Raw genomic sequence first — 23696 nt, 5'->3', positions numbered from 1 at the left:
CGATGCGTATCCTGCTGGTGGAAGACACGAAGGATGTCGGCGAGGCCATCGTCGCGCGCCTCGGCCGGATCGGTCATGCCATCGACTGGGAGCTGGACGGCACGGCCGGCATGGAGGTGCTCAGCCGCACCAGCTATGACCTCGTGATCCTCGACGTGATGCTGCCGGGCCTCGACGGCTTCGAAATCCTGTCGCGCCTGCGGGCGCGCGGCTCGACGACGCCGGTGCTGATCCTCACCGCCCGCTCGCGGGTGGAGGACCGGGTGGACGCGCTGGACATCGGCGCCGACGATTATCTGGTCAAACCCTTCGACTTCCGCGAGCTGGAAGCGCGGGTGCGCGCGCTGATCCGGCGCAATGGCGGCGAGGCGACCAATCTTCTGCGCTGCGGCGATATCAGCATCGACCGCCTGACCCGCATGGTGCGCGTGGGCGATTGCGAGGTGCACCTCAAGCGGCGGGAACTGACTCTGCTGGAGATCCTGTCGTCGCGTCCCGGGCGGATCTTCGGCAAGGATGAACTCCTCGACCGCATGTTCGGCCATGACGAGGCGCCGGGCCCGAACGCGGTGGAGCTTTATGTCGGCCGGCTGCGCCGCAAGATCGAGGGCGCGCGGGCGCAGATCGTCACCGTGCGCGGCTTCGGCTACCAGATGGTGATCGATGGTTCGGCGTGAACCTTCGCTGTTCATCCGCCTGTTCGTGCTGATCGCACTCGTTCTGGCGTTCGGCGCGGCGGTGCTGATGACCGCTGCCTGGTACTCGGCCCGCGAGGCGGCGGACGAGGCCTATGACCGGCTGCTGCTCGGCGCCGCCTACCAGATCGCCGACGCGATCCAGGTGCAGGACGGCCAGCCGGAAATCGAGCTTCCCGTCTCCGCCTTCGAACTTCTCGCCCTCTCCGACCGCGACCGCATCTTCTACCGCGTGCTCGATCCTGCGGGGGAGACACTCACCGGCTATGAGAGCCTCGACGATCCCGCCGCCGGGGCTCAGAAGCCGGACAAGGCCGTGGTGGAGGACGCCCGTTTCGGCGGCGAGATCGTGCGGGTGGCACGGGTTTCCCGCCGTTTGGACGATCCGCAGATGCGCGGCGAGGCGGTGGTGATCGTGGCGCAGACGGTCGAGGCCCGCCGCGCCCTGGCGCGCGATCTCACCTTCCGCTCCTTCATATTGGTGGGCGCCATGGGCCTCATCGCCATTGGCGGCATGATCTTCGCCGTACGCCGGGCGCTGGCACCCATCGCGCGGCTGGAAGCGGCCATCCGCCAGCGCGACCCGCTGGACCTCACCCTGATCGACGTGTCGACCCCGCGCGAACTCGCGCCCTTCATCGCCGAGATCAACGGCTTTATCGAGCGGCTGCGCATCCGGGTGGAACTGATGCAGCAATTCATCGCCGACGCCGCGCACCAGCTGCGCACCCCGCTCGCCGCGCTGGAGGCGCAGGTCGAATTGCTGTCGGGCGACGAGGTGGCGCCGGCCGGCCGCAAGCATCTCGCCCGCATCCAGTCGCGCACGCGGCAATTGTCGCGGCTGACCAACCAGCTGCTCAGCCACGCCATGGTGGCGCACCGAGAGCGCGCCATCGCCAATTCCGCCGTCGACCTGACCGAACTGACGCGGCGGGCGCTCGACGCCGCTATTCCCGACACGCTGGAGCGGGATATTCTCGTCACCCTGCACGCCCCGCCGGCGCCGCTCATCGTCAGCGGCGATCCGGTCAATCTGGCGGAGGCGATCAAGAACATTCTCGACAATGCCGTCCGCCACGGCGCCGCGTCCCGCCTCACCGTACGGCTGCTGGCGCGGGACGACCGGGCGATTGTCGAGGTCGAGGACGATGGGCCGGGCATTGCACGGGACCGATGGGCGCGCGTGGTCCAGCGCTTCGGCTCGCCGTCGTCGGATGGCAAGGGTTCGGGGCTTGGCCTGTCCATCGCCGCGGAGGTGCTGGCCGCGCATGGCGGCGCGCTGTCCTTCGTGGAAAAAGGCACCTTCGGTTTCGTCGTGGTGATGTCGCTGTCCCACAACCCGGCGGAGGGAACATGACCCGTCTTGCGAGAGTCGTCGCCCGCGCCTTCGCTTTTGCCTGTGCGCTCGCTTTTGCCCTCACCTTTGCCGTCGCCTGTGCCGAGGCGCAGACCGTCACACGGTTCCCGCCTCTCGCCGCGCCGGTGGACACGCTGTCGATCCACGCGGCGACGGATCTTTATGCCCTGGAACCGTTGATCCGCGATTTCCAGCAGCTCGCGCCCGGCACCACGGTCGAGATCGTCGAATATGTCACCAACGACCTGTTCTCGACCGCCGCCCGCATCTGCGCCGAAGGCGGCGCGCTCGGCGATGTCCTCCTGTCCTCTTCGGTGGACCAGCTGGTGAAGCTCGCCAATGATGGCTGCGCCCAGCGCATCGAAGGGACGGATCTCGGACGCGCCCCGCGCTGGGCCAACTGGCGCGACGAGGTCTTCGGCTTCACTTTCGAGCCGATCGTCATGGTCTATAACCGCGACAGCCTCTCCGGGGCCGACGTGCCGGGCACGCATCTCGAACTCGCGGAACTGCTGCGGCGGGACCCCGAGCGTTATCGCGGGCGGGTCGGCACCTATGATATCCGGCTGTCCGGCATCGGCTATTTGCTGGCGTTCAACGATGCGCGGCAGACCACGACCACCTATGGCCGGCTGCTGGAAAGCCTGGGCCGCGCGCAGGTGGTGGTGCGCTGCTGCACTTCGCAGATACTGGACGAGGTCGCGGCGGGCCGCCTGCTCATCGGCTACAATATGCTGGGCTCCTATGCCTATGAGCGGGTGCGGCGCGGCCAGCCCATCGGCATCGTCATGCCGGCCGACTACACGCTGGTTCTCAGCCGCGGCGCCATGGTGCCGGTGCGGGCGCCGAACCCGTCATTGGCGTCCCGCTTCGTCAACTATCTGCTGTCGGAGCGCGGCCAGTCCGTCGGGCGCAGCCAGTCCTTCTTCTTCGGGCTCGACGGCTCCGCGCCGCCCGGCATCGAGGGGCCGGATGTGGTGACATCGGGCATCGCCCGCCCGATCACCGTCGGCCCGGCGCTTCTGGCCGTGCAGGACGCGGCCCGCCGCAAGCGATTCCTGCAAGACTGGTCGCAGTCGATGATCGAGAGCGCCCGGTAACATGGGATGTTGCGGCGCAACACGGCGGCTGTTACCGATACACCCTGTCCGGTCCAGATAAGGCGGCGCCTATGCGACGTTCCACCTCCGCTGCGCCCCGCCGACAGACGCGCAAGGCTCCGGATTTGGACGCCAGCACAGGGCGCGCCCCGGTTCTCGTCGACCTCGCTCTGCAGGGCGGCGGCTCGCATGGCGCCTTCACCTGGGGCGTGCTGGACCGGCTGCTGGAAGAGGAGTGGCTGGAGATCGAAGGCATTTCCGGCACCTCGGCCGGGGCGATGAACGCGGCGGTGCTGGCGGATGGCTACGCCGCCGGCGGGCGGGCGGGGGCGCGCGCGGCGCTCGACACCTATTGGCGCCATGTCGCCGAGGCGGCGCGCTTCAGCCCGTTCCAGCGCGGGCCGCTCGACGTGCTGCTCGGGCGCTGGACACTCGACCATTCGCCGCTCTTCGTCACCATGGATCTGATGTCGCGGCTCTATTCGCCCTATGATCTCAATCCCGGCGCCGGCAACCCGCTGCGCGCGGTGCTGGAAAAGGCGATCGACTTCGAGCGGCTGCGGGCTTCGCCGGTCAAGCTGTTCATCACCGCCACCAATGTGCGCACCGGGCGCGGCCGGGTGTTCCGCAATGCCGAGATCACGCCGGACGTGCTGCTGGCTTCCGCCTGCCTGCCCACTCTGTTCCAGGCGGTGGAGATCGAGGGCGAGAGCTATTGGGACGGGGGTTATTCCGGCAACCCGACCATGACGCCGCTGGTGCGCGAGCTGAAATCCGACGACACCATCCTCATCCCGATCAACCCGGTGGAGCGCCCCGGCACGCCGCGCAGCGCGCCGGAAATCCTCAACCGGCTGAACGAAGTCTCGTTCAACGCCGTTCTGCTCAAGGAATTGCGGATGATCGCCCTGCTGCGGCAGGTCGCCGATCCCGGCAACAGCGAGGGGGCGCAATGGGCGAAGATGCGGATCCATCTGGTGCGCAATTCGATCATGGACACGCTCGGCTATTCGTCGAAGCTCAACGCCGAATGGGAATTTCTCAGCATGCTGCGCGCGGAGGGCCGCAAGGCGGCCGATGCCTTCCTGGAGGCGAACGCGGGTAATATCGGCGCGCGGTCTTCCGTCGATCTCGACGTGCTGCTCGAAGGGGTGTGAGCCATGGGCCTCCTCGGCATTCTGCTCGGTCTCGGCCTGCTGGTCGGCTTCGCCTATCGCGGCTGGAGCGTCCTCTTGCTGGCGCCGCTGGCGGCGCTGACGGCCGCGCTGCTGTCGGGCGAGCCGCTGCTCGCCAGCTGGACCCAGACCTTCATGGGCAGCGCGGCGAGCTTTGTCGGGCAGTTCTTTCCGCTGTTCCTGCTCGGCGCGCTGTTCGGCAAGCTGATGGAGGATTCCGGCTCGGTCGCCGCCATCGCCGATTTCATGACGGCGACGCTCGGCCCGCGCCGCGCCATCCTCGCCGTGGTGCTGGCGGGCGCTATCGTCACCTATGGCGGGGTGAGCCTGTTCGTCGCCCTGTTCGTGCTGGCGCCGATGGCGCAGGCGCTGTTCCGCGCCGCCGACATTCCCCGCCGGCTGATGGCGCCGGCAATCGCGCTCGGCACCTTCACCTTCACCATGATGGCGCTGCCCGGCACGCCGGCGATCCAGAACGCCATTCCCATGCCGTTCTTCGGCACCACCGCCTTCGCCGCGCCCGGGCTCGGCATCATCGCCTCCGCGATCATGCTCGGCTTCGGCCTGTGGTGGCTCGCCCGCGCCGAGGCGGCGGCACGGCGGGCGGGCGAGGGCTTCGGCGATGCCGGCGCCGGGGTGAATGCCCATCTCGACGACCCGGTGCTGCGCGAGCGGGCCAGCACGGCGCGCGAATTCGATCCGGCGGAGATCACCCATGGCCACCAGAGCGCCGCGCGCCCGTCCATCGCGGTCGCCGCGCTGCCGCTGGGGCTGGTGATCCTGGTCAATCTCGTCATGTCCTTCGCCGTGCTGCCGCGCCTCGATGTCGGCTTTCTCGCCGAGGAACGCTGGGGCGGCATTCCCCTGTCGGCGGTCAGCGGCGTGTGGTCGGTGGCGGTGGCGCTGATCGTCGCCATCGCGGCGACGCTCCTCCTCAACCGGCGCCGCCTGCCCAAGCTGCGCGAGACCATGGATGCCGGCGCCAATGCCTCGGTGCTGCCGATCTTCTCGGTGGCGAGCCTCGTCGGCTTCGGCGCCGTGGTGGCGGCGCTGCCGGCCTTCGCGCTGGTGCGCGACTGGGTTCTGTCCATTGGCGGCGGGCCCTTGGTGTCATTGGCGGTGGCGGTCAACATCCTCGCCGCGCTCACCGGCTCGGCCTCGGGCGGGCTCACCATCGCGCTCGACGCGCTCGGCCCGGTGTTTCTGGAGCGCGCGGGGGCGCTCGGTATCGAGCCGGCGCTGCTGCACCGCGTCGCCGTGATGAGCGCCGGCACGCTCGACAGCCTGCCGCATAGCGGGGCGGTGGTGACGCTGCTCGCCGTCTGCGGGGTGACGCCGAGGGAAAGCTACCGCGACATCGTCATGGTCGCGATTGTCGGCGCGCTTCTGGCGCTGGTGGCGGTCATCGGGCTCGGCTCGGTGCTGGGGAGCTTCTGACGCGGCCGCTGTCCCGCCTGTCGCTTCCTCCGTCGAAGGGATGGGATGAAACGCCTGTATTGGGGACGCTCGGCCCGTGTCGCGGTGCGCGCCCGCGCGTATAGTGGTTGCCGCTCGGTCACGTGAGCGGGTATCCAATGGCGGGTTCCCCCTCCCGTAGCGCCGTGGCGTTGCGGCACAGCCGGACAGCGAAGGTGCATCCCGATGACGGCCAGCCCCCTGTTGATCGCCGCGATTCTCGCCGCCAGCCTCGCCCTTGCCGGTTGCGGTGCGGAGCCGGAAGCGGAGGCGCCGGCGCCCCGTCCGGTGCGGGTCGTCACGGTGGAGAAGGGCGTCGGCGGTCAGGTGGCGAGTTTCACCGGCGATGTGCAGGCACAGGACGAGGCCGCCCTCGCCTTCCGCGTTTCCGGCCGGATGATCGAGCGCAGCGCCAATGTCGGCGATGTCGTCAAGGCCGGGCAGGTGGTCGCCCGGCTCGACCCGCAGAACGCGCTCAACGCGCGCCGCTCGGCGCAGGCCGCGCTGGCAGCGGCGGAAAGCCAGCTCGTCACCGCCGCCAACACGTTCGAGCGGCAGGAGCAATTGCTGCGCAACGGCTTCACCACCCAGGCCAGTCACGATGCCGCCCGCACCGCGCTGCAGGCGGCCCAGTCCGGGGTGGACAATGCCGAGGCCCAGCTCAAGATCGCGCAGGACAATGTCAGCTACACCGAACTCGTCGCCGATGCCGCCGGTACGGTGACGGCGCGCGGCGGCGAGCCGGGCGAGGTGGTGCAGGCCGGGCAGATGATCCTGCAACTGGCCCGGCAGGGCGGGCGCGACGCGGTGTTCGACGTGCCGGCCAATGTGCTGCGCGCGGTGCCGGCGGACCCTGTCATCACCGTCGCGCTGAGCGACGATCCGACGGTGACCGCCACCGGCCGCGTGCGCGAAGTGGCGCCGCAGGCGGACCCGGTGACGCGGACTTTCCGGGTGAGGGTCGGGCTCGACAATCCGCCGGCGGCGATGCGGCTCGGCTCCACCGTCGTCGGCCGGGTCGAACTCGGCACCGATGCGGCGATCGAGCTGCCCGCCTCGGCGCTCACCGCCGTCAATGACCGCCCGGCGGTGTGGGTGGTCGATCCGGCAACCGGCACGGTGGCGCTGCGCAATATCGAGCTGCGCCGCTTCTCCCCGGCGTCGATCAGCGTCGAGACCGGGCTCAGCCCGGGCGAGGTGGTGGTCACCGCCGGCGTTCAGGCGCTGCATCCCGGCCAGAAGGTCCGCCTGCTCGGGGCGGGCTCGTGATGCGGTTCAACCTCTCGGAATGGGCGGTCCGCGAGCGCTCGCTGGTCATCTTCTTCATGCTGGCGGTCGTGGTCGCCGGGCTGTTCGCCTATACGCGGCTGGGCCGGGCCGAGGACCCCTCCTTCATCATCAAGACCATGGTGGTGCAGGCGGCGTGGCCCGGCGCGGGCATCGAGGACATGCTGCAGCAGGTCACCGAGCGGTTGGAACGCACGCTGCAGGAAACGCCGCATCTCGACTTCATCCGCAGCTATACCCGCCCGGGCATCACCACCATCTTCGTCAACCTCAAGGGCAGCACCACGGCCGATGAGGTGCCCGATGTCTGGTACCATGTGCGCAAAAGCATCGGCGACATGGCCCACACTTTGCCGCGCGGCGTGGTCGGGCCGGGTTTCAACGACGAATTCGGCGACACGTTCGGGCTGATCTACGGCTTCACCGCCGACGGATTCACCCATCGCGAATTGCGCGACTATGTGGAGGCCGCCCGCTCGAAGCTGCTCCTGGTTCCCGATGTCGCCAAGGTGGAGCTGCTGGGCGAACAGGACGAGCAGATCTTTGTCGAGTTCTCGGTGCGCGAACTCGCCGCCCTCGGCATCAACCGCTCGGCGCTGGTGGCGGCGCTGCGGGCGCAGAATGTGGTGCAGCCCGCCGGCACCATCCAGACCGGCGACGAGAAGCTGGTGATCGACGTGACCGGCGCCTTCGGCTCCGAACAGGACATCGCCAACATCAATTTCGCCGTGGACGGGCGCATGCTGCGGCTCGCCGACATCGCCACGGTGCGGCGCGGCTATGCCGACCCGCCGCGCCCGCTGTTCCGCACCAATGGCGAGCCGGCCATCGGCCTGGCCATCGCCATGCGCGAGGGCGGCGATATCTTGCGGCTCGGCCGCAATGTCGACGCGGCCATGGCGAAGATCACGGCGGAACTGCCGCTCGGCATCGAGCCGCATCTGGTGGCCGATCAGGCGGTGACGGTGGCGGGCGCGATCTCCGAATTCATGGAATCGCTCTGGCAGGCCATTCTCATCATCCTTGTCGTCAGTTTCATCGCGCTGGGCGTGCGCGCCGGGCTCATGGTGGCGCTCACCATCCCGCTGACGCTTGCGGGCGTGTTCGCCATCATGTGGCTGCTTCACATCGACATGCAGCGCATTTCGCTCGGCGCGCTCATCATCGCGCTGGCGCTGATGGTCGACGACGCCATGACCACGACCGACGCCACGCTCGGGCGCCTCGCCGCTGGCGAGCCCAAGGAAGTGGCGGCGGTCTTCGCCTTCAAGACCTATGCCTTCGCCATGCTGGCCGGCACGCTGGTCACCATTGCCGGCTTCGTGCCCGTGGGTTTCGCCGCCTCCTCGGCCGGCGAATACACGTTCAGCCTGTTCGCGGTGGTCACCATCGCGCTGCTGGTGTCCTGGCTGGTGGCGGTGGTGTTCGCGCCGCTGATCGGCCTCGTCATCCTGAAGCCGCCAAAGGCGGCGGGCGGCCCGCCGGGCCGGATCATGCGCCTCTATCGCGGCCTGCTCTCCGCCGCGCTGAACGCCCGCTGGGTGACCATCGCCGTCACGCTGGCGCTGTTCGTCGCTGCCGTGCTGGCGCTGCCGCTGATCCCCCGGCAGTTCTTCCCCTCCTCCGACCGGCCCGAGCTGCTGGTCGACCTGCAACTGCCGCAGAACGCCTCGATCTACGCCACCGAGCGCGCCATGGCGCGGCTCGACGACGCCTTACGCGACGACCCGGACGTGGCGCGCTGGAGCGGCTATGTCGGGCGCGGCGCGATCCGTTTCTATCTGCCGCTCAACGCGCAGCTGCCGAATGATTTCTTCGGCCAGGCGGTGGTGGTGGCGAAGGATGTGGCGGCGCGGCAGCGGCTGGAAGCCAAGCTGGCGACGCTGCTGGCCAATGACTTCCCCAATGTGGTGAGCCGCGTCTCGCCGCTGGAACTCGGCCCGCCGGTCGGCTGGCCGATCCAGTACCGGGTGGTCGGGCCCGATCTCGGGCAGGTGCGCGACATTGCCTTCAAACTGGCCGAGGTCATCGCCGCCGATCCGCTGACGCGGACGGTGAATTACGACTGGATCGAACCGGCGCGCGAAATCCGCATCCGGGTCGATCAGGACCAGGCGCGGCTGCTCGGCCTGTCGACAGAGGCCATCGGCTCGGTGCTGAACACGGTGGTGACCGGCGCCCCGGTGACGCAGGTGCGCGACGATATCTATCTCGTCGACGTGGTGCTGCGGGCGACCGACGAGCAGCGCGTGTCGCTCGACACGCTGCGCACGCTGGAAGTGCCGCTGCCGGGCGGGCGCACCGTGCCGCTCAGCCAGTTCGCCAGCTTCGGCTATGAGCAGACCTACCCGCTGGTGTGGCGCCGCGACCGGCAGCCCTCGCTCACCGTGCAGTCGGACATCGCACCGGGCGAGCTGCCGGAGACGGTGGTGGACCAGCTCTCCCCCGCCATCGACGCGCTGGCGAAGACGCTGCCGGCGGGCTACAGGATCGAGACCGGTGGCACGGTGGAGGAAAGCGCAGCCTCGCTCGCCTCGGTGATCGCGGTGGTGCCGGTGATGATCCTCATCATGCTCACCGTCCTCATGTTCCAGCTCAGGCGGTTCTCACTGACCGCACTGGTCGTCAGCGTCGCGCCGCTCGGTCTCATCGGCGTCGTCATCGCACTGCTGGTGTCCGGCCGCCCGCTCGGCTTCGTCGCCATTCTCGGCGTGCTGGCGCTGATCGGCATGATCATAAAAAACGCTGTGATTCTAATAGGTCAGATCGAATCCGAGCGCGCTGCCGGCAAGGAGGCACGGCAGGCGGTGACCGACGCCGCCTGCGCCCGCTTCACCCCGATCATGCTCACCGCAGTCTCCACCGTCCTCGGAATGATCCCCATCGCCCCGACTGTCTTCTGGGGCCCCATGGCCTTCGCCATCATGGGCGGTCTGATGGTGGCCACACTGCTCACACTGGTCTTCCTGCCGGCTCTTTATCTGGCCACGGTCGGGCGGGAACGGTGATCGCCGGGGTGAGGCCGGCGTGGAGGGGCGGCCCAGAACGTGCCTCGTCGCTGTTGCACGATCCGGAAAACGCTCCTCAGTACCATGCCGGTGTGCGCCGCTTTCGCCCACCGGCGCCGGGAGCCTCACCGGGCCGACCAACCGCCACGGGGCTTCGACCTGCCGCGGCCGTAGGTCATCCGTACCATTCGGTCGACCCATATCGCGGGAAGCCGGAGGGAATGAGCGAGGCGGAATTCACCGCCTATCTCGCCAGCGAGCTGGAGGCCCTCATCCTGAAAGAAGGGCCGGACACGGTTCAGTATCCGTCTTGCGTCAATGGAACGCGTTCTCCCGGGCCTGGGCGAACAGCTTGGCATTGTCGCTGTAGTCGACATGCACGCCGATGATCACCGGGCCGGGCGTCTCGAATGCCTTTTTCAGGACGGGAAGGATGTCGTCGGGCGAGCGGATCATCACGCCCTTCGCCCCGAAAGCCTCGGCATATTTGACATAGTCGATCGGGCCGAACTCGACGCCCGAACCGCGCCCGTATTTCATCTCCTCCTGGATCTTGACCATGTCGTAGCTGCCGTCGATCCAGACCATGTGCACGATGTTGGTGCCGAGGCGCACGGCCGTCTCCAGCTCCATCGCCGAGAACAGGAAACCGCCATCGCCGGAGATGGAGAGCACCTTCTCGCTTGGCCGCACGAGCGAGGCGGCGATCGCCCAGGGCAGCGCGACGCCGAGCGTCTGCTGGCCATTGCTGATGAGAAGCTGGCGGGGGCGGAAGCTGTACATGTAGCGCGCGATCCAGAGATGGAACGAGCCCATGTCGAGGCAGACGGTCAGGTCGTCGCTAAGGAACTGCTGCAGATCGTGGACGAGGCGCAGCGGATGGATGGGCACGCCGCCGCGCTTGGCCGCCCCCTCCGTGAGCAGCCGCCGTTCCGCGTCGATCTTGTGCAGCATGGCCGCCGAGAGGGCCGGCGTGCCATGGCGCGCGAGCTTAGGCGTCAGCGCCTGCAGCGTCAGCGCGATGTCGCCGACCAGCTCGATGAGCGGCTGATAGTCGGCGTCGAGCGTCGAGGGCAGCACGTCGATGTGGATGATGGCGCGGGTCTTTCCCCGGTTCCATTCCGGCGGCCAGTACTCGACCGGTTCATAGCCGACGGTGATGATGAGGTCCGCCGCGTCGAGGAGTTCATCGCCCGGCTGATTGTCGAGCTGGCCGACGCGGCCGCCGAAATTCGCGAACAGCGACGCTCCGACCGCGCCGGCCGCCTGAAAGGTGCCGACGACGGGAAGGTTTCCTTTGCTGAGGAAGGGCTGCAGCGCGGCGGCGGCGTCCGGCCGGCTCGCCATCATGCCGAGCAGCACGACCGGGTTGGCAGCTTCGTTGATCAGCCGCGCCGCCTCGGCCACTGCGGCCGGATCGGCAGGGCCGAGACCGGAGAAGCGCGGCAGCGCCACCGGCGACTGCGGCGCCGGCGCCTTCATCACATCCATCGGCAGGTTGACATAGCTCGCGCCGGCGCGCCCACCTTCAGCGGCGCGGAAGGCATTGGCCATGACTTCCGCGATCTGGTCGGTCGCGCCGACGCTGACCGCGTATTTCGTCACCGGCTTCATGATCGCGATCGCATCCATCGACTGATGGATGTGCTTGTCCGCATCGGCCACCGCCACCGCGCCGCCAAGGGCGAGGACGGGGTCGCCCTCGCTATTTGCGGTGGCGAGCCCGGTCACGAGGTTGGAGACTCCAGGCCCGGACGTTGCGATGCAGATACCGGCCTTGCCGGTCATGCGGCCGATGCCGCCGGCAATGAAGGCCGCGTTCTGCTCGTGGCGGCAGACCACCGTCTCGATCTTCGACGACAGCAGCGAATTGAACACCGCGTCGATCTTCGCCCCCGGAATACCAAACACATGCGTCACGCCACGTTCTTCGAGCGTGCGAACCACCAGGTCGGCGCCGATCGGGGCCGTCTTGTTTTCATCGGACATGATGCTCTCCGCAGGCGTGCGTTCAGTGGCCACGTTCGGCGGCATTCAGCTCGGCGGCGATGTCACGGCCGAGATTAGCCTTCAGATACGCTTCCGTTTCCGGCAGGATCAGCCGGTAATCCGACAGGGCCTCGACGGCAATGTCGAGCGTCTCCGCCCGCACATCCAGCACATGGCCACCCTGATCCTTGCCGTCGGAAATGAAGTGGAAATGATAACCCTGGACGCTGAACTCGCTGGCGAAGACCGGCGACCAGATGCCGACCAGCGTTCCGGTAACATCGTCGAATTCGAACTCGCTCTGCGACTTGGCGGCTTCGGTGAGCGCGGTGCCCGGCGCCGGCGGATTCACCACCCGCGTCTTGATGTGCGCGAACCGGCCGTGCAGGCGTAGCGCATAGAAGATATTGTCGGAGGCGCGGAAGCCGTCGCAGCGCGCTTCCAGATCGCCGAAGCTGCCGATGTCGGTGACGTTCCCTGAACGGTCTGGGGTGAAGTGGGTGATGACGGCGAAGGGCGCGCCGGCCTCGCCGGTGGCCTCGGTCACCTTGCCCGAGCCGTGGGCCTGATAGACACGGCCGTCGAGCACCACCATCTCGCCATCGAGGCCGGCAAAAGTGCCCAGGCCGAAATCGCCATGTTCAAGCAATGTCCCGACCGTGACCTCCTTGTCGTACACGCCGGCGACCAGCGCGCCCGAGGTGGAAACCTGGAAGACGGTATGAACATTGAGATCGACGTGCTCGGCGAGGATGGACAGGATCAGCCACTCGCGGCTGATACTCCTTCGCGCGGCCTCGTCGTCGAGCCGCCTCTGCAGGGAGATGGGTAGATGGATGGTCGTTCGTGCCATGCCAGTTCCCTTTCATGCCGCCCCGCGCGCGGCAGAGGCCACATGCCCTAACATGGTACGCAACCCTGCTCAACGCATGGGGCACTCGAGGTCTTCGACGTAGGTTGATTGTCGGCCAGCCTCCGGCGCCACCCAAGGCGGTCCGCCAGAGGATGTGCCGAGATCAGCCGTCAGCCGCGTGGAACGGCCCGCCCGCGAGCTGCGCAACCTGCCGGGCGCCTTCCATGGCCCGCCCGATGCGTTCCAGTGACGGCCAGTCGAGGGCGCCGCTCGCCTCGCCGAAATAGATCTGCCAGCTGCGCGCCGGCAGAGGCGCGCCCTTCATGTCGCTCTCGATGCGGCGCGCCAGCCAGGCGATCTCCCCGGCGGCGAAGCCGAGATCCTCCCCCGCCGCGTCGCTGTCGTCAAAGCAGTCGATGCACATGGCTCAGCCCTCGAAGGCGATGAGGTCGAGGCCGCGGTCGCGGTCCAGCAGAGCGACGATGCCGCGGGGATCGACATCGACATCGTTGCTTTGTGGCGCCCGATGGCCGGGCGCCGGCTGCGGCACGAAATGGCCGATCTCGCGCGGCACGTCCGGGGTCGCCAGATCGATCACCCGCAGCCCGCCGGCGAACCAGCTGGCGAAGACGAGGCTGCCGATTTGCCGTTCCTGGAACTGGTGGGCGCCGAAGCGGCCTCCGGCCTTTGCGTAGGGCGAATCCGTGTCGGCGACATGGAAGGTGGAAATGGGGGTCAGCGCCCCCGGAGAGCTGGCGTCCATCACCCAGAGAAAGGCGTGCGGCTGGCCGGGCGTATGGTCGTGTTCCTCGTCGACCATCAGGGCGATCTCGCGGCCGGCGATGGAAGTGGCGAGCCGGAACAGCGTATGCGTCGGCTCCGGAAATGGCGGGTGGTAATTGAAGCTGCCGAGGGTGCGCGGCCGGGAAATGTCGGAGACATCGATCGTATAGGCGCCGGCATACCAGCAGCCGGCCCAGAGAATGTCGCCCACCCGCAGCGCGTGGTGCAGACGGTGGCGCTGACCGGGCCAGCTCGGCGTCTCGCCGGCGGCGACATTCTGGCCCGGCAGGTGCCAGCGCGAGACCTCGCGCGGCCGCGTCGGATCGGCGAGATCGTAGATGACGAGGATATTGCCGACATAGCCCTCCATCTCCGTGGAGATGTAGGCGAAGCGCTCGTCCATATCGAAGCGGTGCACGCCGATGCCGCCGGTCTTCACATAGGCCAGCTCGCGCGGATGGGCGGGATCGGCGATATCCCAGACGCGGAAGCCGCCGGCATCGTAGCCGCGGGCGAGCCCGGCGCGCAGATCCGCCATTTCGCCGGGCGCCACGCCGAGGGCAGCGGCAAGCTCCGCCTCCTCCGGGGGGCGGCCCAGACCGGCCTCCAGTTCCGCTGCGACGGTCGCGAGGCGTTCTCCCCGGCGGTAGAAGTGCCGGCGGTGCCGCTCCACATTGGTGATCATGAGATCGCCCGCCACCTTGACCTTATGGGTGTGGGAGAACGGATCGGGCGGCGCCAGCCGGGCGATGATCCGCGGCCGTACGGGATCGCGGATATCGAGGATCGTGGTGCCGTCGGGCGGCGACATATGGCCGATGAAGGCATGGCCGTCCTTGATCGTCACCTCGCCCCCGCCCGGCAGGTCGAGCCGGGCGAGCGGGCGGAGATTGGCGCTGGCGATCGGGCCCGGCGTCGAAGGCGCGTTCATGGTCGTACCTCAGGCGGCGGCGATGCGGGCAGCGGCGCGGTTGCGTCGCCACTGGACGATGGACGGAATGGCCAGCGAAATGGCGAGGGCCGCCCACAACACATTGCCGACCGGTGAGGAGAAGAACACCCACGGGTCATTGCCGCTGATGCGCAGCGCCCGCATCACATTCGCTTCCAGCATCGGTCCCAGGATCACGCCGATCAGCAGCGCCACGACATTGAAGCCGGTCTTGCGGCAGACATAGCCGATCGCGCCGAACAGCAGGGTCAGCCACAGGTCGAACATATAGGCGCGCGGGGCGAAGGCGCCGACCAGGGTGAAGGCGATGATGATCGGGGCCAGGACGGGGGTGGGGATCATCACCAGCTTGGAGACCCAGCGGGTCAGCGGCAGGGTGGTGAACAGCATCACCGCATAAGCGACAAGCATGGTGATGAAGACGCCATAGCCCAGCCCCGGATTCTGCAGGAAGAGGCGCGGGCCGAGCTGCACCCCGTGATAGGTCATCACGATGAGCATCACCGCCGCCGTCGTGCCGCCGGGCACGCCGATGACGAGGAGCGGGATGAGATCGCCGGAGGCGCAGCCATTATTGGCCGATTCCGGCGCGATGACGCCCTCGGGAATACCCGTGCCGTATTTTTCCGGCGTCTTGGAATAGAGCCGCGACTGCTGATAGGCAACGAAAGCGGCAATGGAGGCGCCGGCGCCGGGCACGATGCCGATGATGAGGCCGATGATGCCGGTCCAGATCATGTGCCAGGTGCGCTGGAACGACATGACGACGCCGTCCCAGGTCTCCCTCCAGCCGGACCGCTTCATCATCTGCATGCCGGTTTCGCTGAGGACGGAATTCTGCTCCATCATGATCAGCGCCTCGGAGATGGCGAAGATGCCGATGAGCACCGCGATCAGCGGCACGCCGTCATAAAGCTCGATGAAGCCGAAGGTGCCGCGAGGGGTGGAATAGATGTGGTCGGCGCCGATGGCCCCGATGAGGAGACCGAGAAAGCCGGCGATCAGGCCCTTGAGCATGTTGTCGGAGGCGACGGAGGCGATCAGCGTGATGCCGAACAGCAGGATCACCACCATCTCGACGCTGTGCATGTAGTAGGCGAGGCGCGCAATATAGGGCAGCAGGAAGATCGACATCAGCGCCGTCACCATGCCCCCGACCGTGGAAGCCACGAAGGACAGCACGAGGGCCTGCTGGCCAAGCCCCTTCTTGGCCATGGGATAGCCGTCGAGGCAGGTCGCCGCCGAACCGCCATTGCCGGGAATGTTGAGCAGGATCGAGGTGATGCCCCCGCCCATATGCGAGGCGACGAACAGCGACACCATGAAGATCATGGCGACGTCCACATCCACTGCCAAGGTGAAGGGCAGCAGCATGATGATGGTGTTGGCCGAGCCGAAGCCGGGCATGGCACCGATGATGATGCCGATCGTCGTGGCGATGACGATGAGCCAGAGATAGCTGAAATTAAGCAGGAACTGGTCGGCGAGCAGGCTGAAGCTGAGGTTCATCGCAGGCGCCTCTCACAGGCCGGTCAGAGCCGCGACCAGCCGCTCGAACGGGCCGGTCGGGAAGGCGGTGCGCAGGATGAAGATGAAGAGGAGATAGCCCCCCAGAGCCAGGGCTGCGGCGGTGATTGCCGCGTTCTTCACGCTCATCCGCTGCAGCCAGAGGAAGGCGAAGAAGAGGAACAGAAAGGTGGAGACGGTGAACCCCGCCCACGGGATGATCGCCACCGACAGCACGGTGAGCCCGAACAGCAGGCCGCGTATGGTGGCGAGCGAGCGGCTTTCCCACAGGCTGCGCCATTCCACGTAATGGGTGCCGCGCAGCAGGCCGATCGCCGTCCGCAGCGCGAAAATGGCGATGAGAAGGAACAGGACGACGGCGCAGAACACGCCGGACACCTTGGCTTCCCATTCGAGGTCCCTGATGGAATAGAGATAGTAGGTCGCAAAGGCGGCGCCGAGGCCGGGGATGATCCAGTCGGCGCCGGTCGCGACGGGGGCCTTACGCTCGTCGTTCATGGCTCTGTCCTGCGCAGAAAACGGGAAGGCCCGGTCCCGCCGGGCGGGGCGCCGCACGCATGCGGCCGCAGCGCCACCCGGCATGCGGAGTGGCGCCGGATGGGTCTGCCGGGCTCAGCCCTTGGAAGCGGTGAGCAGCGGGCGGAACCGCTCGGCGAGTTCGATGAATTCAGCCGCCGATTTCTGACAGGAGGCCACGTCGCCAAACTGGATGAATTCCCACGGCGTACCGGCCTTCTCCGCAACGACCTTGTAGTCGGGATCGGAAAAGACCTGCTGGAAGGTGTCGGTCAGCTTCTTCACCCGGTCGGGATAGGCTTCCACCGCCTTGGTGTGGATGGCGATGGCGCGCTGGCCGGACAAGGGCGGAATTTTGGTGCCGAGCGCCTGGTTCACCGCCGGGGCGTTATTGGTCAGTTCCGGCGCCCGGTTACTGTCGTTGAACACGGCCAGGAACCGCGCCTGATCGCCCAGACCGAGCGAGGAGGACAGGAAGGTCGCGCACCCGTCGACCTCGCCGGTGAGCGCGGCGGAGCGCGCCGGGCCGCCGCCGCCATAGGGGATCATCCGCACCTTCATGCCGGTGGCTTCGGCCAGGGCCAGCGCACCGATGGTGGAGGGATGAGGCAGGCGGCTGGTGGAAAGGGTGATCTCCCGCTTCTTGCCCTGCTCGACCATGTCACCAATGGTCTTGAACGGGCTGTTGCCCGGCACCCAGATCACCGAGTCATCGACATCCATGCTGCCGATATAGGTAAAGTCCTCAGGATATTTGTATTTTACCTTCTGGGTCGCGTACATGATCATTTCCGGCCCGATATTGCCGAAGAGGATATTGTAGGCGTCCGGCTCCCGCATGGCGACGAAGACCTCATAACCCACCTGGCCCGAGGCGCCGGGGAAGTAGGAATATTCGAAATTGGCCCCGAGATATTTGCTCCAGATACGATTGAAGGCGCGCGCCGCCTGATCGACGCCGCCGCCTTCGCCGGTGGGTATCAGTACCTGCATGGTCTTGCTGGGGAACCCGTCGGCCGCAAAGGCCCGTGAGCGCCCGAGAAGCGCCGGAGCGGCAAGCGCCCCAGCGCCCGCGACCAGGATCTGGCGGCGATTGAACATGTTGGACATTGGCTTCCTCCCAAAGGCACGTGGCCGCGCCCGCCGTGTCGGGTCTGTGCCCGATTATTGGATCAATCTGACCCTATTCGTCTTTGGTTATATATTGGTTCGGAAGTAAGTCAAGATTTTGGCCGGCCGCGGCCCGCCCGTTTCAGGGAATTCTAAGTTATTGGTGGCTATTAGGGATCGAAATCTCTCGATCTGCACGCCAGGGTCGGGGGTGACGAATAAACCAATATACGATTGGTTTATTCGTGCCGATGCCCTGACGTGTCGGTATGAAGTGGGGGCGCCGCCTTCCGGCAGTTGCGAGCAATTGCCGGAAGGTCAAGGGATAGCCGAGCCTGTGGCGCCCGGCCATGGCCTGCATCGCTTTTCCTTGGGGCGCAGCGGCGGCATCCATAGGCCGATGGCGTCCGTGGGTGCGGCCGGCGCCCCACGCGCGGCACGCCCGACGCGGTTTCGCGCCGGGCGCGAGGCAGCTATCAGCTACCAGCCGGCTGAACGCCTGAGACCCCTTCTGCCGTTCTGGCCTGCATGTCATCGGGTTCCTTGATGCGGAACCAGGCGACGTACAGCGCCGGGAGGAACAGCAGCGTCAGAACCGTCCCGACGATGATACCGCCCATCATCGCATAGGCCATCGGGCCCCAGAACACCTCGCGCGAGATCGGGATCAGCGCCAGCGAGGCCGCGGCGGCGGTCAGCATGATCGGTCGCATCCGGTGCTCCGTGGCCTCGAGCACGGCACCCCATTTGTCCTTTCCTTGCTCCACCAGATGCTCGATCTGGACGATGAGGATGACCGAGTTGCGGATCAGGATGCCGATAAGCGCCAGAACGCCCAGGATCGCCACGAAGCCCAGCGGCGCCCCGGAGGGCAGCAGTGCGGCGACGACGCCGATCAGGCCGAGTGGCGCGACGGCCACCACCAGGACAAGGCGCTGGAAGCTCTGCAGCTGGAACATGAGCAGCGTCGCCATGGCGATCAGCATCATGGGCACGACACTTACGATCGGACCTTGTCCCTTGGCGCTTTCCTCGACCGCGCCGCCGGTGACGACATGATAGCCGGCCGGCAGCTTGGCGATGAAGGTGTCGATCTGCGGTTTGATCTGATCGACGACGGTGGCCGGTTGGACCGAGGAGATCAGGCCGGCCTTGACCGTGATCGTCGGAATGCGGTTGCGCCGCCAGATGAGGGGCTGCTCCAGCTCGTAGTGGAAGGTCGCGATCGCCGCGAGCGGGAAGGAGCGCCCGTTTTGCGCGGGGATCTGAAGGTTCTCCAGCGTCTCCGTGGAGGCGCGCTCGGTCGGACGGGCCCGGCTGACCACATCGACGAGGTAGATGGAATCGCGGATCTGGGTTGCCGTGGTTCCGCCGACCACGCCGTTCAGCACCGTCGCCACATCCTGCGAGGTGACGCCGAGCTGGCGGGCCTTGTCCTGCAATATGTCGATCTTCACCACCCGGGCCGGTTCGCTCCAGTCATAGGTCACGCGATCGGTGTTGGGGTTCGAGCCGATGATGGATGCGACCTCGTGAGCATAGCCGCGCACCTTGCCGATATCCGGGCCGCTGACCCGGTACTGAATAGGACGGCCGACCGGTGGCCCGATGTCGAGCGGATGGACGAACACGTCCGTGCCGACGAACTGCGTCTCGCCGAGAGCTTTGAGCCGCCGGATCAGCCGGTCCCGTGCCTCCAGCCCCTTCGCCATGATGACGAGCTGGCCGAAATTGGGGCTTGCCGGCTGCACATCGAAGGATAGCAGGAAACGCTGCGCGCCTTCGCCGACATAGGACGACCAGAAGGCGACGTCGGGGTCATCCTTGAGGACCGCCTCGAAACGATCCATCTGCGTGCGGGTTTCGGTGATGGAGGCGTTCTGCGGCGCGGTCCAGTCCACGATCACTTCGGGCCGGTCGGACGACGGAAAGAACTGCTGCTGCACATAGCCCATGCCGACGACCGAGCCGACGAAAAGCGCCAATGTGGCCGCGATGGTCAGCCATTTGAAGCGGACGCAGGTGTGCAGGACGGCACGGAAGAGGCGGGTGAAGCGCCCGGCTTGCTCATGGTGCTTCTTCATGGATTTCGGCAGCAGGGTGACGCCGAGCAGCGGCGTGAAGACAACCGCGACGATCCAGGAGACGACCAGCGAGACCGCGATGACGACGAAGAGGGTGAAGGTGAACTCGCCGGCGCTGCTGCTGTTCAATCCGACGGGAATGAAGCTGGCGACGGTGACGAGCGTGCCGGTCAGCATGGGGAAGGCGGTGGAGGTGTAGACATGGGTCGCCGCCTTCTCCAGCGTGTCGCCCACTTCCAGCCGCGAGACCATCATCTCGACCGCGATCATCGCGTCGTCCACCAGCAGACCGAGGGCGATGATGAGCGCGCCCAGTGAAATGCGCTGGAGCGATATGCCGAGATATTCCATCACCACGAAGGTGATCGCCAGCACCAGCGGAATCGACAGGGCGACGACGAGCCCGGCGCGCAGGCCGAGGCTGATGAAGGAGACGACGAGCACGATCGCCACCGCCTCGCCTAGCGCCTTGGTGAAGCCGCCGACGGCTTCCTCGACCACCTGCGGCTGATCGGAGACCAGATGCACGCCCACGCCGATGGGAAGCTCGGCTTCGATCCGGCGCATCTCCTGGGAGAGCGCCTCGCCGAATTCGAGCAGATTGGCGGCCGGCTTCATGCCGATGGCGAGGCCGATCGCCGGCTGCCCATTGTAACGGAACAGCGAGGTCGGCGGGTCCACATAGCCGCGGGTGATGGTTGCCACGTCCGACAGGCGGAAAAAGCGTTTATTGATCCAGAGATTGACCTTGCTGAGATCCTTCTCCGACCCGAACTGCCCGTTGGTGCGCACGGAAATCCGCTCGCCATCGGCCTCGATGGTGCCTGAGGGGACGACGGCGTTCTGCGCGCTCAGGGCATCTATGATGGTCTGCTGGCTCAGACCGAGAGCCGCCATCTGCTGGGTCGAGAATTCGAGATAGACGACCTCGTCCTGAGCGCCGATCAAGTTGACCTTGCCGACATTGGGCACGGTGAGGATGCGCGCCCGCGCAGCCTCGGCATAGTCGCGCAGCTGGCGCTGGGTGAGCCCGTCGGAGGTGAAGGCGTAGATATTGCCGTACACATCACCGAAATCGTCGTTGAAGAACGGGCCCTGAACGCCGTCCGGCAACTCGCCCTTGAGGTCGGTGAGGATGTTGCGCACCCGCAGCCAAGTGTCGTTGACGGCGCGCCCCTGGGTCGTGTCACGAAGATTGAGGAAGATCGTGGTCCGACCCGGCGAGGTCTGGCTCTTGGTGTAGTCGAGGGTGGTGATTTCCTCGAGCTTGCGCTCAATCCGGTCGGTCACCTGAGTGGCGGTGTCTTCGATCGATGCGCCCGGCCAGGTCGCGGTGATGAGCATCGTCTTGATGGTGAAGTTCGGGTCTTCCTCCCGCCCGAGATGGACATAGGCGAGCGCGCCAGCGACCGACGCGATGAGCATGAAGTACCAGACCAGCGAACGGTGGCGGAGCGCCCAATCGGACAGGTTGAAGCCGCTCATGGGACCATCTCCGGGTCAATCTTGATCTTCTGGCCTTCGCTGAGGCTGTTGACGCCGGCGATCACGACCCGTGTTCCGGCGTCGATGCCCTGGATGATCGGCACGGTGTCACCGGTCGCCTCCCCTACCTCCACGCGGGCGCGGGAGACAGTCATGGCCTTCTCGTCCACCACCCACACGAAGGTGTCGCCATTGGCACGGAGCAGCGCTGAACGCGGCAGATCGACCAGGCTGCGCTCGTCGCGCCGAGGCGAGGCGACGACGGTGGTCCCGATGCGAAACGTCGGCGGCGGCGCGTCAAGGGTGATCCGGAGGCGGCGGGTCCGGGTGGCCGCGTCGGCCTGCGGCGCGATTTCGCGCACGCGTCCCTCCGCATGGACGCTGGGCTCGACCTGGAGCGAGGTGGTAAATGGATCGCCGATTTTCAGCGTCCGCGCCATTTCGTCGGGAACGTCGACCATCGCCTCGCGAATGTCCGCCTGGGCGACGGTAATGACGGTGTCGCCGGCATTCACGGTCTGGCCGACTTCCGCCGCTGTGGCGGTGACGATGCCGTCGGTTTCCGACACCAGCCGGGTGTAGGACAGCTGTTCCTTCGCCTTGTCGAGGTTGGCGCGGCCGCGGGTGACGGCGGCGCTGGCGCTGGCGAGCGATTCATCCGCCGTGTCGAGATCGGCCTGCGACGCGACCTTCTGGGCGACCAGCGCCTTCTTGCGGTCTCGGGTCGCAGTCGCGAACACCAGCTGAGCCTCGGCCTTCGCAAGCTCCGCCTCCAGCTGCCGGACCGCGAGAGTGAGCGTCACCGGATCGAGCGTGGCGAGGAGCTGACCGGCCGTGACCGTGGCGCCGACATCAACGTCGCGCGAGATCACCCGGCCGAGGACGCGGAAACCGAGGTCGTGCGAGAAGCGGGGCTGGATCGTTCCGGTGAAGCTCACCGTCTCGGCGCGCTGCGGCTCCACGACCATCGACAGCACCGGCCGCACCACAGGCGCGGTGGCGGCCTCGTTTTCCGAGCAGCCGGTCAGCACGCCAAGCGCGCCAATGCCGACCAGCGCGATGACTGCGCGTTGAAACCTCACGACGGCTCTCCCGATGCGATGGAGACGACTTGACCCCGGCGCAGGAACTGGCCGCCGGCAGTGACGACGATCTCGCCGTCCTTGAGACCGGCGCTGATGAGGATTTCGCCCTTGACGTAGCGCTCCACGGTGATGGCGCGATGCGAGACGGTGTGGGTCTGTGGGTCGACGACCCAGACGGCCGGCCCGGCTTCGCTCGCCGACAGAGAGGTCCATGGGAGAGAGACAAGATTTCTCGGCGCCCACGTGCCGCTGCCGACCACCGCCGCGCCAAGGCCCATGGCGACCGGCGGATCGATCAGCGACATCTTCACGCGCACGGTTCCCGTGGCGGAATCGAAGGTCGGCGACACTTCGCGGACGATGGCGGTGGCGACCACGTTCGGGTCGGACAGCAGCCGGATCTCCACCTGATCGCTTTGAGGGGTATCGGCGAGCAGGGATTCGTAGACATCGAATACCACGTCGCGGGCACCGTCCCGCGCGACGGTGAACACGGTCTGGGCGGCCGACACCACCTGGCCGGTTTCGGCATCGCGCGCAGTGACGATGCCGTCCGCGTCGGCCTTCAGCACCGTCAAAGCGAGCTGTTCCTCGGCGGTTCCGACATCCGCGCGGGCCGAGTCGCGTGAGCTTTCCGCCCGGCGCAGCTGCTCCTCGGCGGAGTCGTAGCTGCTGCGCGTGGTGAAGCCGCTGTCGATCAGCTGCTTCTGCCGGTCGAAGCTGCTTTGCGCCTGCGTCAGCGTCGCTTCGGCCGACTGCAACGTCGCTTTCGCGGCCTGGAGGTCGGCCACCTGCTGCGGCGTCTCGATGGTGGCGAGAACATCGCCGGCCTTCACATGATCGCCGATATCGACCTTGCGTTCGGCAATTCGGCCGGCGGTGCGGAAGGAAAGCTTGCTCTCGACCCGCGCCGTCACCGTGCCGCTCAGCGATATGGTTCGGGCGACGGGTTGAAACGACACGGTCTGAACCTTGACGGTCTCCAGCGCCCGCGGCGTCGCTGCCTGTTCCTGTCCACAGCCGGTCAGCGCGGCGAGCGCGAGCAAGCCGCCAAGGACGGCGGGCGCTCGGCGCGTCGGCGGGTGCTTCGTGTGCCCGGCTATGCCTATAAGACGGACGTGCATGGGAATCGCCTTGGCTGTACTGGTCAGTTCAGTTCAGTTCAGTCGCAGGCTTGACGCAAAATGCGCGAGAGGTCAATGGTGAACTGTACTGTACAGTCCATTTTCGTGTGA

General features: G+C 67.0%; 17 protein-coding genes. 7 read left to right on the top strand and 10 right to left on the bottom strand.

Translation table 11 applies throughout. The features are described from left to right. The first annotated feature begins 2 nt into the window (after positions 1–2). From K9D25_RS23340 to K9D25_RS23310, 7 genes are all read left to right on the top strand, one after another. Positions 3–677, top strand: a complete 675-nt coding sequence (locus tag K9D25_RS23340; protein WP_244451205.1) for a response regulator transcription factor — start codon at positions 3–5, stop codon at positions 675–677. Next, complete coding sequence (locus K9D25_RS23335) at positions 664–2052, top strand: sensor histidine kinase (protein WP_244451204.1); 1389 nt, start codon at positions 664–666, stop codon at positions 2050–2052. Before K9D25_RS23340 ends, K9D25_RS23335 begins: the two co-directional genes overlap by 14 nt. Beyond that, positions 2049–3152, top strand: a complete 1104-nt coding sequence (locus K9D25_RS23330) for an ABC transporter substrate-binding protein (RefSeq protein WP_244451203.1) — start codon at positions 2049–2051, stop codon at positions 3150–3152. The genes K9D25_RS23335 and K9D25_RS23330 overlap by 4 nt, the downstream gene beginning before the upstream one ends. A 71-nt stretch (positions 3153–3223) precedes the next feature. Then, on the top strand, positions 3224–4309 hold the full coding sequence (locus K9D25_RS23325; RefSeq protein WP_432207972.1) for a patatin-like phospholipase family protein: 1086 nt from the start codon (positions 3224–3226) through the stop codon (positions 4307–4309). A 3-nt stretch (positions 4310–4312) separates the two neighbouring features. After that, a complete protein-coding gene (locus K9D25_RS23320) occupies positions 4313–5764 on the top strand; it encodes a GntP family permease (protein WP_244451201.1) in 1452 nt (483 codons plus the stop codon). Positions 5765–5968: 204 nt separating this feature from the next. After that, positions 5969–7051, top strand: a complete 1083-nt coding sequence (locus K9D25_RS23315; protein WP_244451200.1) for an efflux RND transporter periplasmic adaptor subunit — start codon at positions 5969–5971, stop codon at positions 7049–7051. Next, positions 7051–10077: an efflux RND transporter permease subunit gene (locus tag K9D25_RS23310; protein WP_244451199.1), complete on the top strand. Its 3027-nt coding sequence runs from the start codon at positions 7051–7053 to the stop codon at positions 10075–10077. Before K9D25_RS23315 ends, K9D25_RS23310 begins: the two co-directional genes overlap by 1 nt. Before the next feature lie 315 nt (positions 10078–10392). Here the strand turns inward: K9D25_RS23310 and alsS are convergent, their stop codons facing one another. The 10 genes from alsS to K9D25_RS23260 form a co-directional block, all read right to left on the bottom strand. Next, positions 10393–12066: an acetolactate synthase AlsS gene (gene alsS, locus K9D25_RS23305; protein ID WP_244451198.1), complete on the bottom strand. Its 1674-nt coding sequence runs from the start codon at positions 12064–12066 to the stop codon at positions 10393–10395. A gap of 22 nt (positions 12067–12088) precedes the next feature. Next, positions 12089–12919: an acetolactate decarboxylase gene (gene budA, locus K9D25_RS23300; RefSeq protein WP_244451197.1), complete on the bottom strand. Its 831-nt coding sequence runs from the start codon at positions 12917–12919 to the stop codon at positions 12089–12091. A gap of 163 nt (positions 12920–13082) precedes the next feature. Continuing rightward, complete coding sequence (locus tag K9D25_RS23295; protein ID WP_244451196.1) at positions 13083–13343, bottom strand: hypothetical protein; 261 nt, start codon at positions 13341–13343, stop codon at positions 13083–13085. 3 nt (positions 13344–13346) lie between these two features. Further along, positions 13347–14633 (bottom strand): RNA polymerase subunit sigma-70, encoded by a 1287-nt coding sequence (locus K9D25_RS23290; protein ID WP_244451195.1) that lies wholly within the window; start codon positions 14631–14633, stop codon positions 13347–13349. A gap of 9 nt (positions 14634–14642) precedes the next feature. Then, positions 14643–16163: a tripartite tricarboxylate transporter permease gene (locus K9D25_RS23285; protein WP_244451194.1), complete on the bottom strand. Its 1521-nt coding sequence runs from the start codon at positions 16161–16163 to the stop codon at positions 14643–14645. Positions 16164–16175: 12 nt separating this feature from the next. Next, on the bottom strand, positions 16176–16679 hold the full coding sequence (locus K9D25_RS23280) for a tripartite tricarboxylate transporter TctB family protein (protein WP_244451193.1): 504 nt from the start codon (positions 16677–16679) through the stop codon (positions 16176–16178). Positions 16680–16793: 114 nt separating this feature from the next. Beyond that, positions 16794–17807, bottom strand: coding sequence for a tripartite tricarboxylate transporter substrate-binding protein (locus tag K9D25_RS23275; RefSeq protein ID WP_244451192.1), 1014 nt, complete (start codon positions 17805–17807; stop codon positions 16794–16796). A gap of 476 nt (positions 17808–18283) precedes the next feature. Further along, positions 18284–21376: an efflux RND transporter permease subunit gene (locus tag K9D25_RS23270; protein WP_244451191.1), complete on the bottom strand. Its 3093-nt coding sequence runs from the start codon at positions 21374–21376 to the stop codon at positions 18284–18286. After that, a complete protein-coding gene (locus K9D25_RS23265; protein WP_244451190.1) occupies positions 21373–22458 on the bottom strand; it encodes an efflux RND transporter periplasmic adaptor subunit in 1086 nt (361 codons plus the stop codon). Before K9D25_RS23265 ends, K9D25_RS23270 begins: the two co-directional genes overlap by 4 nt. Further along, the gene (locus K9D25_RS23260) at positions 22455–23507 is read right to left on the bottom strand and encodes an efflux RND transporter periplasmic adaptor subunit (protein ID WP_244451189.1); all 1053 of its coding nucleotides are present in this window, start codon (positions 23505–23507) and stop codon (positions 22455–22457) included. The genes K9D25_RS23265 and K9D25_RS23260 overlap by 4 nt, the downstream gene beginning before the upstream one ends. Between the last annotated feature and the right edge of the window lie 189 nt (positions 23508–23696).

Origin of the sequence: Ancylobacter polymorphus (assembly GCF_022836935.1) — a bacterium.
In the GTDB taxonomy this organism is placed as follows: domain Bacteria; phylum Pseudomonadota; class Alphaproteobacteria; order Rhizobiales; family Xanthobacteraceae; genus Ancylobacter; species Ancylobacter polymorphus_A.
The sequence above is the reverse complement of the archived record's forward strand: the minus strand, read 5'-3'. Positions and strand labels throughout refer to the sequence as shown.

Excerpts from the sequence above, each read along its gene's own strand:
- K9D25_RS23340 (WP_244451205.1), top strand. The coding sequence starts at position 3 with ATGCGTATCCTGCTGGTGGAAGACACGAAGGATGTCGGCGAGGCCATC.
- K9D25_RS23335 (WP_244451204.1), top strand. The coding sequence starts at position 664 with ATGGTTCGGCGTGAACCTTCGCTGTTCATCCGCCTGTTCGTGCTGATC.
- K9D25_RS23330 (WP_244451203.1), top strand. The coding sequence starts at position 2,049 with ATGACCCGTCTTGCGAGAGTCGTCGCCCGCGCCTTCGCTTTTGCCTGT.
- K9D25_RS23325 (WP_432207972.1), top strand. The coding sequence starts at position 3,224 with ATGCGACGTTCCACCTCCGCTGCGCCCCGCCGACAGACGCGCAAGGCT.
- K9D25_RS23320 (WP_244451201.1), top strand. The coding sequence starts at position 4,313 with ATGGGCCTCCTCGGCATTCTGCTCGGTCTCGGCCTGCTGGTCGGCTTC.
- K9D25_RS23315 (WP_244451200.1), top strand. The coding sequence starts at position 5,969 with ATGACGGCCAGCCCCCTGTTGATCGCCGCGATTCTCGCCGCCAGCCTC.
- K9D25_RS23310 (WP_244451199.1), top strand. The coding sequence starts at position 7,051 with ATGCGGTTCAACCTCTCGGAATGGGCGGTCCGCGAGCGCTCGCTGGTC.
- alsS (WP_244451198.1), bottom strand. The coding sequence starts at position 12,066 with ATGTCCGATGAAAACAAGACGGCCCCGATCGGCGCCGACCTGGTGGTT.
- budA (WP_244451197.1), bottom strand. The coding sequence starts at position 12,919 with ATGGCACGAACGACCATCCATCTACCCATCTCCCTGCAGAGGCGGCTC.
- K9D25_RS23295 (WP_244451196.1), bottom strand. The coding sequence starts at position 13,343 with ATGTGCATCGACTGCTTTGACGACAGCGACGCGGCGGGGGAGGATCTC.
- K9D25_RS23290 (WP_244451195.1), bottom strand. The coding sequence starts at position 14,633 with ATGAACGCGCCTTCGACGCCGGGCCCGATCGCCAGCGCCAATCTCCGC.
- K9D25_RS23285 (WP_244451194.1), bottom strand. The coding sequence starts at position 16,163 with ATGAACCTCAGCTTCAGCCTGCTCGCCGACCAGTTCCTGCTTAATTTC.
- K9D25_RS23280 (WP_244451193.1), bottom strand. The coding sequence starts at position 16,679 with ATGAACGACGAGCGTAAGGCCCCCGTCGCGACCGGCGCCGACTGGATC.
- K9D25_RS23275 (WP_244451192.1), bottom strand. The coding sequence starts at position 17,807 with ATGTCCAACATGTTCAATCGCCGCCAGATCCTGGTCGCGGGCGCTGGG.
- K9D25_RS23270 (WP_244451191.1), bottom strand. The coding sequence starts at position 21,376 with ATGAGCGGCTTCAACCTGTCCGATTGGGCGCTCCGCCACCGTTCGCTG.